Annotated in this window: 12 protein-coding genes; 4 read left to right on the forward strand and 8 right to left on the reverse strand. The window is 65.1% G+C overall.

All coding sequences use genetic code 11. From position 1 onward, the window contains the following. Positions 1–12: 12 nt before the first annotated feature. Positions 13–525: an SRPBCC family protein gene (locus tag I6F36_RS31240; protein ID WP_036009564.1), complete on the forward strand. Its 513-nt coding sequence runs from the start codon at positions 13–15 to the stop codon at positions 523–525. Between the two features lie 172 nt (positions 526–697). Here the strand turns inward: I6F36_RS31240 and I6F36_RS31245 are convergent, their stop codons facing one another. Further along, on the reverse strand, positions 698–1,468 hold the full coding sequence (locus I6F36_RS31245) for a DUF2189 domain-containing protein (RefSeq protein ID WP_128264068.1): 771 nt from the start codon (positions 1,466–1,468) through the stop codon (positions 698–700). A 240-nt stretch (positions 1,469–1,708) separates the two neighbouring features. On the opposite strand from I6F36_RS31245, the gene I6F36_RS31250 reads away from it, so the two are divergent. After that, positions 1,709–3,937, forward strand: a complete 2,229-nt coding sequence (locus tag I6F36_RS31250; protein ID WP_225172847.1) for an ATP-binding protein — start codon at positions 1,709–1,711, stop codon at positions 3,935–3,937. Position 3,938: 1 nt separating this feature from the next. On the opposite strand, the gene I6F36_RS31255 is transcribed toward I6F36_RS31250, so the two are convergent. The 7 genes from I6F36_RS31255 to I6F36_RS31285 form a co-directional block, all read right to left on the reverse strand. Further along, positions 3,939–4,382, reverse strand: a complete 444-nt coding sequence (locus I6F36_RS31255) for a hypothetical protein (protein WP_225172848.1) — start codon at positions 4,380–4,382, stop codon at positions 3,939–3,941. Between the two features lie 2 nt (positions 4,383–4,384). Then, a complete protein-coding gene (locus I6F36_RS31260) occupies positions 4,385–4,753 on the reverse strand; it encodes a nuclear transport factor 2 family protein (protein ID WP_225126766.1) in 369 nt (122 codons plus the stop codon). An 83-nt stretch (positions 4,754–4,836) separates the two neighbouring features. After that, the gene (locus I6F36_RS31265; RefSeq protein ID WP_036009555.1) at positions 4,837–5,304 is read right to left on the reverse strand and encodes a MarR family transcriptional regulator; all 468 of its coding nucleotides are present in this window, start codon (positions 5,302–5,304) and stop codon (positions 4,837–4,839) included. Positions 5,305–5,330: 26 nt separating this feature from the next. After that, complete coding sequence (locus I6F36_RS31270) at positions 5,331–6,941, reverse strand: acyl-CoA synthetase (protein ID WP_225172849.1); 1,611 nt, start codon at positions 6,939–6,941, stop codon at positions 5,331–5,333. 187 nt (positions 6,942–7,128) lie between these two features. Further along, positions 7,129–8,265: an epoxide hydrolase family protein gene (locus I6F36_RS31275; RefSeq protein ID WP_225158092.1), complete on the reverse strand. Its 1,137-nt coding sequence runs from the start codon at positions 8,263–8,265 to the stop codon at positions 7,129–7,131. A gap of 221 nt (positions 8,266–8,486) precedes the next feature. Beyond that, complete coding sequence (locus I6F36_RS31280; protein WP_036009550.1) at positions 8,487–8,942, reverse strand: GatB/YqeY domain-containing protein; 456 nt, start codon at positions 8,940–8,942, stop codon at positions 8,487–8,489. Between the two features lie 31 nt (positions 8,943–8,973). Then, positions 8,974–9,702: an alpha/beta fold hydrolase gene (locus tag I6F36_RS31285; protein ID WP_225158093.1), complete on the reverse strand. Its 729-nt coding sequence runs from the start codon at positions 9,700–9,702 to the stop codon at positions 8,974–8,976. Positions 9,703–9,848: 146 nt separating this feature from the next. Here I6F36_RS31285 and carA point away from each other — a divergent pair, with 146 nt between their 5' ends. Together carA and I6F36_RS31295 are read left to right on the forward strand one after the other, a co-directional pair. Further along, positions 9,849–11,039 (forward strand): glutamine-hydrolyzing carbamoyl-phosphate synthase small subunit, encoded by a 1,191-nt coding sequence (gene carA, locus I6F36_RS31290; protein ID WP_109145280.1) that lies wholly within the window; start codon positions 9,849–9,851, stop codon positions 11,037–11,039. Between the two features lie 247 nt (positions 11,040–11,286). Beyond that, a complete protein-coding gene (locus I6F36_RS31295) occupies positions 11,287–11,808 on the forward strand; it encodes a cupin domain-containing protein (RefSeq protein ID WP_225114077.1) in 522 nt (173 codons plus the stop codon). The last annotated feature ends 143 nt before the right edge of the window (positions 11,809–11,951 follow it).

Below are 11,951 nucleotides of genomic sequence, written 5' to 3' on the forward strand. Positions count from 1 at the left end.
ATTTGATGCACGATGAACCTCGATCAATTCAAGCCGCTGACCGTCTACACCATCTACATCGCCTCGACGCCCGAGAAGGTGTGGGAGGCGCTGACCTCCGCCGAGTTCAGCCGCAAGTATTTTTCCGGCTTTGCCGTGGAGATGGAGCCGAAGCTCGGCGGCAGTTTCGTCGTGCACGCGCCCGACGGCTCCGAGCACATCCGCGGCGAAGTGTTCGAATACGATCCGCCGAGGAGGCTCACGGTGAGCTGGAACGTCAATTGGCCGGACCTCGTGGAAAAGCTCGGCACCACCATCGTCACCTACGAGATCGAGCAGGCCGGCGAAGCCGTCCGCCTCACCCTGAGCCAACGCCACGACCGCGAGCTCAGCGACGACATCCTTTCCGGCGGCCGCACCGGCTGGCCCGCGATCCTCTCCGGATTGAAGAGCCTGCTGGAGACCGGCAAGGCGCCGCATATCGAGATGTCCCCGCCGGTGCGGTTGCTGGAAGCGCTGAAGGCGATGGGGATCAAGGTGCCTTGAGCGAGGCAATCTCCGCTGTCGTCCCGGGGCGCGCGAAGCGCGAGCCCGGGACCCATAACCACAGGATGAAGTTTGGCGAAGACTCGTGGTTACGACTTCGCGCCCCAACTTCTCCCTGGGGTTATGGGCCCCCGCCCCCGTGCGCAGCTGCGCACTAGGCGGGGGCGACGGCTTACACCGGCGCCACCAACCGGCGGTACAGGTGCCATGTCGCATGCCCGAGCACCGGCAGCGTGACCACCAGCCCGAGAAAATAGGGCAGCGCCGAGACGATCAGCAGCATCACGATCAATGCGGCCCAACCGATCATCGGCAGCGGGCTCGTCACCACCGCGCGCACGCTCGTCACCATGGCCGTGACGAAATCGACCTCGCGATCGAGCAGCAGCGGGAACGACACCACGGTCAGCGAGAACAGGATCAGCGACAGCACGGCCCCGACCGCATTGCCGATGGCCAGGAACAGCAGGCCCTCGCTGGTCGTCAGCACCACCGTCATGAATTCCTGCAAGCTCGAGAACGAGGCGTTGAGGCCGAGCAGCAGCGCGATCAGGAGCCGCACCTGGTACATCCAGACCACGAACACGAACAACGTCACGAAGGCCATCCAGCCGATCTCGCTGCGCGAGCGGATCGCGGACCAGATCGCAGCGAACGAGACCGGCTCGCCGCGCTCGCGGCGCCGGCTGACTTCGTAGAGGCCGATCGCAACGAACGGTCCGATCAGCGCGAAGCCGGCAGCGAGGGGATAGACCAGGTAGACCATGCCGAAGGCAGTGAGACAGAGCATGATGACGATGCCGCCGGCGGCATAGAGCGCGCCGAAGCAGAGACCGTAGAGCGGCAGCGCCTGGAAATCGCGCAGCCCCTCGACCAGCGCCTCGGCGATGTCGACCGCCGCCACGGGACGCACCACCGGATCGACCTTGCCCGAGATGGACATCAGCTTCCTCCGCACATCGGCGCGATCTTCGTCGCGCGCATGCCGCGATATTAGCGCCGCCGCGCGGCGGCGCAACTTGATGCCGGCCGGCGCGAAGGGTGGCAGTGACAAGACGATGCTCGCACGGCGAAATCGTTAGCCTTTCGCGCGATTTTTGCAACGCCCGCTATGGACGGGGCAGATGATCGTGCCGCAAATTGCACCTCCGAATACCGTCGCCCGAGAGTCGATCGCCCACCGATGAGCCTGCGTACCCGGTTACTTATCCTCGTCATCGCGGCCATGCTCGTGCCGGCGATTCTGGTCGGGCTGCGCTTCGTGCAGAACCGGACGAGCGAGATCGACGCGGCGCTGGCCAATCTCGCCGCATCCGCCGACGACATCGCCAGCGATCTCGGCGAGAAGATCCAGGGGACTGCCCAGCTTCATTACGGGCTCGCCCGTGCCCGCGACCTCGACACGCGCGACAAGGCGGCATGCTCGGCGTTTCTGTCGGATGTCCGCGAGGAATATCCGCAGTTCACGGGTATCCTGACCATCGATCCCGACGGCAGGCTGTTCTGCGACTCGCTGCGGACCAACCGCACGCTCGACCTGAACGACCGCGGCTATTTCAAAGAGGTCAAGACTCTTCACGGCCTCGTCGCGGTGGAACCGGTGTTCGGCCGCCTCACCGGACTGTCGGTGCTGCAGATCGCCTATCCGGTGCGATCGGATACAGGCGCGCTGAAATTCGTGCTGCTGGCCTCCTTCAACCTGAACAAATTCGCGGAGTTTCACGACAAGCGGCTGCTCGGCGAGAAGGACATCCTGCTCGTCGACGCCAAGGGCACGGTCCTGGCCGCCGCCAAGCGCGGCGGCTGGAGCATACCCATCGGCGGCTCCATTGCGGGCTCCGACCTGTTCCGCTTCGCGGCAGACCCCGACGGCGAACCATTCCGGGAGATCGCCGATCGCGACGGCCGCACGCAGATCTGGGGCGTTGCCCGCTCGCCCGCGATCCGCAAGGCCGGACTCTATATCTTGGTGGGGCGGTCCAAGGACGGACTGATCGCGGCAGCGAACCGCCGGCTTTACGAGGACATGGCGATCCTGGCGGTGGCCTCGCTGCTGCTCCTCGCCGGCCTCTGGATCCTCACGACGGTGAGCATCGGACGGCAGGTCGGGCGGCTCGCTGCCATGGCGAAGAGCCTGGGGCACGGCGATCTCAGCGCGCGCATTCCGGAGCCCCACCCGGGGGGCGAGCTCGGCGGGTTGATGACGCTGCTCAACAGCACGGCCGAATCGCTCGAGCAGCAGCGCGCCGCCATCGCCGATCTCAGCCACAAGCTCAGCCAGTCGCAGAAGATGGAAGCCATGGGCCAGCTCACGGGCGGCGTGGCGCACGATTTCAACAATCTCCTGACCGTCATTCTCGGCAATTCCGAGCACCTCGCCGACAGGCTTGCGGGTAACAAGGAATTGCACCGGATCGCCGACGACATTGCGACCGCCGCCGAGCGGGGTTCCGACCTGACGCGGAGCCTGCTCGCCTTCGCGCGCAAGCAGCCGCTGCGGCCGCGCGAGATCGACATCGCCGAGCAGGTGACCGGCATGAAGCAGCTTCTGCAGCGGACCCTGGGCGAGCACATCGAATCCAGCTTCACGTTCGCGCCGGATCTCTGGCTCGCCAGCGTCGATCCCGGCCAATTGGCGACGGCCGTGCTCAACCTCGTGCTCAACGCGCGCGACGCGATGCCTGACGGCGGCAAGCTGATGGTCGAGGTGCGGAATGCATCGCTCGGTGAATCCGACCTCGACGTCAACGGCGAGCCGCGGCCCGGCGACTACGTCATGCTGGCCGTGAAGGATACCGGGTCCGGCATGAGCAGCGAGGTGTTGCAGCGCGCGTTCGAGCCGTTCTTCACCACCAAGGAGGTCGGCAAGGGCACCGGCCTTGGCCTCAGCATGGTCTACGGATTTGCGCAACAATCCGGCGGACTCGTGCAGATGCAGTCCGAACCGGGTCAAGGCAGCGTGGTCAGGCTGTTCTTTCCTCGCCTGCCGACGTCGTCGAGCGAGGAGCCGTCACCGGCAGCGCGTGTCGCCGCACCCGAGGGATACGAGACGATCCTCGTCGTCGAGGACGACGACATGGTGCGCGCCTATGTCGAGAACGAGCTGAAGGCGCTCGGCTACCGCGTCATCACGACGGCAAACGGCCCCGCGGCGCTGGACGTGCTGCGCCAGTCCGCGGACATCCAGCTGCTGTTCACCGACGTCGTGATGCCCGGCGGCATGTTCGGGCCGGAGCTGGCGAGGCAGGCCGCTCAACTGCGGCCTGGCCTCAAGGTGCTCTTCACGTCCGGCTACAGCCAGGATCCGGTCAAGACGCCCGACGGGATCGACGCACGCATTCTGACCAAGCCGTTCCGGCGCAAGGAGCTCGCCGCGATGCTGCGCGCGGCCCTTGCGGAGCCGCCGCGCTAGATCAGGACGCAATCGTGAGCTGCAGCGACACTGCGAGATTGGCCGCGAACAGAGCCGCATCGATGACGAAGATCCGGAGCATCGGGCCCTTCAACACCGGCCAATAGGCCACCCCGACGCGGCCGCCGCGCATCAGCACCGGGACGTTATAGGCGAACTGGCTGAAATGGCAGGCGGCAAAGAACAGGAAGAGCGCGAGCTGCGCTTCGGCCGGCTGGAAGAAGGACGGACGGGCGGCCAGAAGATAGAGCGACAAGAGCCCGATCGGCAGATTCATGCCGCCGAGGAACGCAACGCTCGCCGCAAGGGTCGGCGCGATCGGATTGCTGCGCTCCTCCCGCGGCAGCAGGATCTTCAACGTGTTGGTTTGCGCGATGCTGAACTGGATGAACGCCCCGACGAACCAGAGCGTGTTGAGGAGCAGGACGATATCCGAAAATCGCATGGTCATTTTCCGTAAAAGGCTTCACTGCGCACCACACGGCCCGCATCGTCGAAGTCCATGAATTCGCTGGCGCGCGTATCGCCCAATTGCCACCACACCGTCAGTCGCGCGATCGCCTCGTCCCAGCTCCAGTCCAGGATCTTCAGGTCGGCGCTTTCGATGTGGCCGTAGGCTTTCCGCCAGTAGGCGCGAATGTTCTCGGCGCCGGTGACGGTCGGAGACCCCGTCAGGGTGAGCGCGAGAGGGCTGCGCATCTGTGCATCGTCGGCGAAATGGGCGACGACCGCGTCGATGTCCACTTTGCGCCAGTTCGCGCACCATGCCGCGACGAAGCTTGCAGCGGCCGCGCGGTCCATTGCCTGTCCGCTCACGACACGGATCCTCCCTTCGGCTTGTGGCCCGGAAGGTGGCAAAGCGCGCGCCTCATGTCAACTATGTTGACTTGAGATTTCGGTCAGTTGTTGTCGGCGATCGCCTCCATCACGCCGATCCATCCGGCCGCACCGCTCGCCCCGGCGCGCGCGAACGCTTCGCGCAGGACCTGGCGCTCGTGGTCCGAGGCCCGCTGCTCGATGCGCCGCCCCGCTTCCGTCAGGCGCAGCAATTTCGAGCGGTGCTGCTCCGGCGAGCGCTTCGAGGTCAGGAGCTTGCGCTCCAGCAGCAGATTGAGCGGCCGGTTGAGGGCCTGTTTGGAAATGCCGAGGATCTCGATCAGCGCGCCGATGGCGATGTCGGGCCGGCGCGCCACCACGTAGAGGATGCGATGGTGCGGACGCGACAGGCCCTGCTTGGCCAGATATACGTCGGCCTGCAGCGTCATGCCGCGCCAGCCATAGTACATGAGCTCCAGCGCCGCATCGAGCTCGTGCAGCTTTGCGAGCGAGGCGCGGTGAAGCCCCGCGGCTTGAGACGTCTTTGCCATGGTCGGAAGCCAGCCCTTGTATGAAGTCAGCCTTTGGCCCGCAGCTCGCGGCGCAGCACCTTGCCGGTCGCCGTCATCGGCAGCGTCTCCGTGAACTCGACGAAGCGCGGATATTCGTGCGCGGCGAGCTGCACCTTGACGAAGTCCTGAATCTCGCGCGCCAGCGCGTCGCTGCCGGAAAAGCCCGGACGCAGCACGATCCAGGCCTTGATCGATTCGGTGCGGATCGGATCGGGAATGCCGACCACCGCAGCCATTGCCACCGACGGATGTTTCATCAGCGTGTGCTCGATCTCGGAGGGGCCGACGCGGTAGCCGGCGGTGGTGATGACGTCGTCCTCGCGGCTGACGTACCAGAAATAGCCGTCCTCGTCCTGCACGCCGAGATCGCCTGTGAGCAGGAAGTCGCCGGCATATTTCTTCGCGGTCGCCTCCGGATTGCGCCAATATTCGAGCATGGTGACGGGGCACGGCTGGCGCACGCCGATGATGCCGCGCTGCCCCCGCGGCAATTCCTCGCCCTTGTCGTTGACGATGCGGACATCGAAGCCCGGCGTCGCCTTGCCCATCGAACCCGGGCGGATCGGAAACAGGTTCGCGTTGCTGCCGATCACGAGGTTGCACTCGGTCTGGCCGAACACCTCATGCGCGTCGACACCAAACGTCTCGCGCACCCAGCCGAGCAATTCACCCCCGAGCGATTCGCCGCCGGTGAAGATGCTGCGCAGCTTGACGCCGGAATGCTTGACGCCGGCCTGCCGCATCAGCTTCAGCGCCGTCGGCGGCAGGAATACGTTGCGGACGGCAAGATCGGCCATCATCTGCATCGCCGCTTGCGGCTCGAATTTCCGCGCGCGATGGCCGACCAAGGGAATGCCGTGGTACCAGAACGCGAGCAGGCCGTTGATGAGCCCGCCGATCCAGGCCCAATCCGCCGGCGTCCACATGAGATCGCCGGGCTTGGGCAAGAAGTTGTGGCACATCTCCACGTTCGGCAGATGGCCGAGCACGACACGATGCGCATGCAGCGCGCCCTTCGGGTTACCCGTCGTGCCCGATGTGTAGATGATCAGGGCGGGATCGTCGGCCGAGGTGTCCGCGCGCGTAAAGTCGGGCGAAGCGGCCTTTACCGCATCCCAGAACGATGTCGTGCCGGCGGGCACTCGCGCGCCGGCGATGTAGACGTTCCTCAGCTCCGGCAGGCGGTCGCGGATCTTGGACAGCTTTTCCCAGCCGGCTTCGTCGGTGACGATCGCCTTGGCCTCGGAGTTCGACAGACGGAATTCCAGCGCGTCCTCGCCGAACAGGGCGAACAGCGGGATCGAGATCAGGGCCGAGCGAAACGCCGCCATGTGCACGATCGGCAATTCCAGCGACTGCGACAGGAACACCGCGACGCGGTCGCCCCGCACAAGCCCGTCCGCCCACAGCACATTGGCGAAGCGGCGCGACATCTCCGCGATCTCGTCGAAGGTGGTGCGGCTGGTGGCGCCGGTGTCGTCGACATAGATCAGCGCAAGCCGGCCGGTGCCGTCGGCATGGCGATCGCAGCACGCCTCCGCGATGTTGAAGCGCGCGGGGATATCCCAACGGAAGTTGCGGACGAGTTCGTCGTAGCTTGCGGCTTCGGTGAGCATGGTATGGTCGTTTCCGGTGTCTTGTTATTATCGTTCAGTCTAGGGCCGCGGGCGCACGGGACAAGTCCCTCGCCGTCATTCCGGGGCGCCCGAAGGGCGAGCCCGGAATCCATCGGGCCACAGGAAATGCCGCTTGATGGATTCCGGGTTCGACGCTGACGCGTCGCCCCGGAATGACGGCGGAGACTCACCGCACCGTCGCAAAAAACTTCCGGACATCGCGCACGAACAGCTCCGGCTGCTCGAAGGCGGCGAAGTGACCGCCCTTCTCCATCTCACTCCAATGCGTGATGTCATGGAAGTTCGGCTCCATCCAGCGCCGCACCGGCGTGACGATCTCCTTGGGGAACACCGCGACACCCGTCGGCACCTTCACCACCGGCGTGGTGCGGCGCTTGCCAAAGCTCTCCCAATAGAGCCGCGCCGACGAGGTCGCCGTCTGCGTCGCCCAATAGAGCATGACGTTGTCGAGCAGCTCGTCCTTGCTGAAGATGTTTTCGGGGTGGCCATTGCAATCGGTCCAGGCCCAGAATTTTTCCAGGATCCAGGCCGCCTGGCCGCTCGGCGAATCCGTCAGGCCATAGCCGAGCGTCTGCGGCCGCGTCGACTGCTGCTTGGAATAGCCGGAGTCGAGATCGGCGTAGTGCTTGAGGCCGGCCAGCGCCCGCTTCTCCTCTGGCGTCGGCTCGCCCTCGACCTTCGGTGCCGCGTTGAAGGCGAGCGTGATGTGGATGCCGGCGCAATGAGTGGGGTCCTGCGCTCCGAGCGAGGTCGTCACCGCCGAGCCCCAGTCGCCGCCTTGCGCGCCATAACGCGCGTAGCCCAGGCGGTCCATCAGCTTGGCCCAGGTCGCGGCAATGCGATCGACGCCCCAGCCGGTGGTCCCCGGCTTGCCCGAGAAGCCGAAGCCAGGCAGCGAGGGGCAGATCACGTGAAAGGCATCGGCGCGATTGCCGCCATGCGCGGCGGGATCGGTGAGCGGCGCGATCACCTTCTGGAACTCGACGATGGAGCCGGGCCAGCCGTGGGTGATGATCAACGGAAGCGCCGACGGCTCCTTCGCGCGCGCATGAATGAAGTGGATGTCGAGGCCGTCGATCTCCGTGGTGAACTGCGCAAAGCGATTGAGCTTTGCCTCGCGCGAGCGCCAGTCATACTCGTTGGCCCAATAGGTGCAGATCTCCTGGATCCATTTCAGCGGCGCGCCCTGGCTCCAGTCGTCGACCAGCTCGGCCTCCGGCCAGCGCGTGCGGGCAAGGCGTGACTTCAGGTCGGCGAGGATGTCGTCGCCGATGGCGATGCGAAATGGCTTGATGGCGGTCATCGGTTGCTCCCGATTTGTTTCTGCCGGGAGAGTAGACCGAACCTATGCGGCATCAAAGGTGCCCCTTCTCCCCTTGTGGGAGAAGGTGGCGCGAAGCGCCGGATGAGGGGTCTCTATCCGCGTGAACTACTGGGAGAGGATCGCCCGCGGAGAAAGACCCCTCACCCGTCTCGCCGCTACGCGGCGAGCCACCCTCTCCCACAAGGGGAGAGGGGAAGAAGCTAGCCCGACAGCGCTGCCTTCACGAGACCAGACGCCTTGCCAAAATCCATCTGGCCCGCGTATTTCGCGCGCAGCACGGCGATCACCTTGCCCATGTCCTTCATGCCGGCAGCGCCGGTCTCGGCAATCGCATCCGCGATCGCCTTCTTCACGTCGTCATCGGACATCTGCTTCGGCAGATACGCCGAGATCACCGCGATCTCCTCGCGCTCCTGCGCGGCAAGCTCGGCGCGGCCGCCCTTGTCGTAGAGCTCGACCGCCTCCTGACGCTGCTTGATCATCTTCTGCAGCACCGCGAGGATGTCAGCGTCCGACAACGGCGGCTTGCCGCTGCCGCGCGCGTCGATGTCGGCGTTCTTGATGGTCGAGTTGACCATGCGCAGCGTGGACAGCTTGCGCTCGTCCTTGGCCTTCATGGCCTCCTTGACCGCATTGTTGATGTCGTCGCGCAGCATGATCGTGATCCCTTCGATATAAACGCCTGATCTAGGCCCTTTGCGGCCGTCGCACAACCTGGCTCCCCAGCCATTCGGTCAGCGCCTGAACCGTCGCCTCCGGCTGTTCGGCTTGCGGCAGGTGCCCGCAGCGATCGAGAATCACGAGCCTGGCGCCGGCGATGCCTTCGGCCATCTCCTTGGAGAAGGCGTTGGGGATGGTGTTGTCGGCATCGCCCGTCAGCACCAGCGTCGGGCATGTGATCGTCGCCAGCAAGGAGCGCGAATCCGTCCGTGCGATGATCGCGGTCTGCTGCCGCAGATAGCCTTCGACGCCGACGTCCTCGTCCTGCGCATGCACGAGCCTGAGAATCTCGGCATCGTCGCGCCGCGACGGATGCACGAGCTCCGGAAAACTCTCCTCGCGCACGGCACGGAGCTCACCGCGTCTGGCGCGCTCCATCTGGGCACGGCGGCGCGCGGTGGCCTCCGGCGAGTCGGGCCGCGCCTGTGTGTTGATCAGCGCGAGTTTTGTCACGCGCTCGCTGGCCTGGCGCATGATCTCGAAGGCGATGTAGCCACCCATGGAATGGCCGACGAGGGCAAAGCACGGCGGCGCCTCGGCGAGGATGCGGCGGGCGATCGCAACCATGCTGTCGTCGCGGATGTGGTTGGCGACCGTCACCGGCCCGAAACGCCAGAGCGCAGGGATCACGGGCGCATAGATCCGGGCCGAGGACGCCAGCCCCGGAACCAGCACAATGGGGGTGGTCTGGTCCATTATTGCCTCGCAAGCCCAGGAAATTGCCGGAAATTGTGCGTCCGAGCTTAAGGGTGGGAGGAGGCCTGTCAAATATGCAAAAACGCATGTGAATCGGCCCTCTCTCGCTTTGACGTGCACACGCGGGGGGCTTATGAAGCGGGCTCATGACACAACATGACAACGATCCCGCCTGGCCGGACCACAAACCGACCGCGCTTCTCGTGCTTGCCGACGGCACGGTGCTGGAGGGCTTTGGTCTCGGCGCCGAGGGCCACGCCGTCGGCGAGGTCTGCTTCAACACCGCAATGACCGGCTATGAGGAGATCCTGACCGATCCCTCCTATGCCGGCCAGCTCATCACCTTCACCTTCCCGCATATCGGCAATGTCGGCACCAATGAGGACGACATCGAGACGGTGAACATGGCCGCGACGCCCGGCGCGCGCGGCGTGATCCTGCGCACCGCGATCACCAATCCCTCGAACTACCGCGCCACCAAGCATCTCGATGCCTGGCTCAAGGCCCGCGGCATCATCGGCCTCTCCGGCATCGACACCCGCGCGCTGACCGCGCTGATCCGCTCCAAGGGCATGCCGAACGCCGTGATCGCGCACTCGAAGTCTGGCGAGTTCGATTTGCACGGCCTCAAGGAAGAGGCGCGCGAATGGCCGGGCCTCGAGGGCATGGACCTCGTGCCGATGGTGACGAGCGGCCAGCGCTTCACCTGGGACGAGATGCCCTGGGCCTGGGACAAGGGCTTCGGCCGCCAGGACAAGCCCGAGTTCAACGTCGTCGCCATCGACTACGGCATCAAGCGCAACATCCTGCGCCTGCTCGCCGGTGTCGGCTGCAAGGTGACGGTGGTGCCGGCGACGACCCCCGCCGAAGACATCCTGGCGTTGAAGCCGGACGGCGTGTTCCTGTCCAACGGTCCGGGCGATCCGGCCGCGACCGGCAAATATGCCGTGCCCGTGATCCGCGACGTGATCAAGTCGGGCACGCCGACCTTCGGCATCTGCCTTGGCCACCAGATGCTGGGCCTTGCCGTCGGCGCCAAGACCAAGAAGATGCATCAAGGCCATCACGGGGCCAATCACCCGGTGAAGGACGAGACCACCGGCAAGGTCGAGATCACCTCGATGAACCACGGCTTTGCCGTGGACGAGACGACGCTGCCGAAGGGCGCGACGCAGACCCACATTTCCTTGTTTGATGGATCCAACTGCGGCATCCAGCTCGACGGCAAGCCGGTATTCTCCGTGCAATATCATCCCGAGGCCTCACCCGGCCCGCGCGACTCGCATTACCTGTTCCAGCGCTTCGCCGACCTGATGCGGCAGAGGAAGAGGGCGTAAGGCGCGTTCTCCACGGATACTTCACGACAAAAGCCCGGGCTCGCCCCGGGCTTTTCGTCATTCCGGGGCGCGCGTAGCGCGAGCCCGGAATCCATCTGACAACAGACTTTGCAGTGTCATGGATTCTCTGATGCGCAATTGCGCATCATAGCTCGACGCTGCGCGTCGCCCCGGAATGACGGTGGAACGAGGAACGTCGCCGCACGCGTTTGGTTGATCCCTGCTATTCTTGCGCAGGAGCACAGCCATGTCCGTCGTCCGCGACAAGGCCGAGCCGCTCGCCATTGTTTTCGAGGATGACGGGCTCGTGCCGAACAACATCCTTCCGTTCCTGGTCTACCAGGGCGCGGTGAAGCTCGACCCAAAGCGCCCGGAAGAGACCATCGAGAATCTGTTCGAAGCGAACGGCTGGGGCGGGACGTGGCGCAACGGCGTCTACGATTATCTGCATTATCATGCGACGGTGCATGAGGTGCTCGGCGTCGCGCGCGGCAGCGCCCGCGTGCGTTTCGGCGGCGATCACGGCCAGGAGCTTCAGATCAAGGCCGGCGACGTTGCGATCCTGCCCGCCGGCACCGGACATCAATGCATCAAGGCGAGCGATGATTTTTGCGTGATCGGCGCCTATCCGCCAGGCGCAAAAATGGAGATCACGCGCGCAACGCCGGAGAACCATGCGAAAGCGCTGAAGACGATTCCGCAAGTGGCGCTGCCGCCCGCTGATCCCGTAACGGGAAAGGACGGCGCGCTGATGCGGCTGTGGCGGTAGCCACACGCGTGGTGCAGTAGCAACCATTAAGTTGCGGCGGTATTTTCACGCCAGGGCGTACCTCGGGCAACAACGGTGTTGGCGTAGATAAGGAGCTTCCTGGCGCAAGCGATCAGGGCGACGCTGTGCGCTTTTCCTGCGGC

Source organism: Bradyrhizobium sp. BRP19 (assembly GCF_020194195.1).
In the GTDB taxonomy this organism is placed as follows: domain Bacteria; phylum Pseudomonadota; class Alphaproteobacteria; order Rhizobiales; family Xanthobacteraceae; genus Bradyrhizobium; species Bradyrhizobium yuanmingense.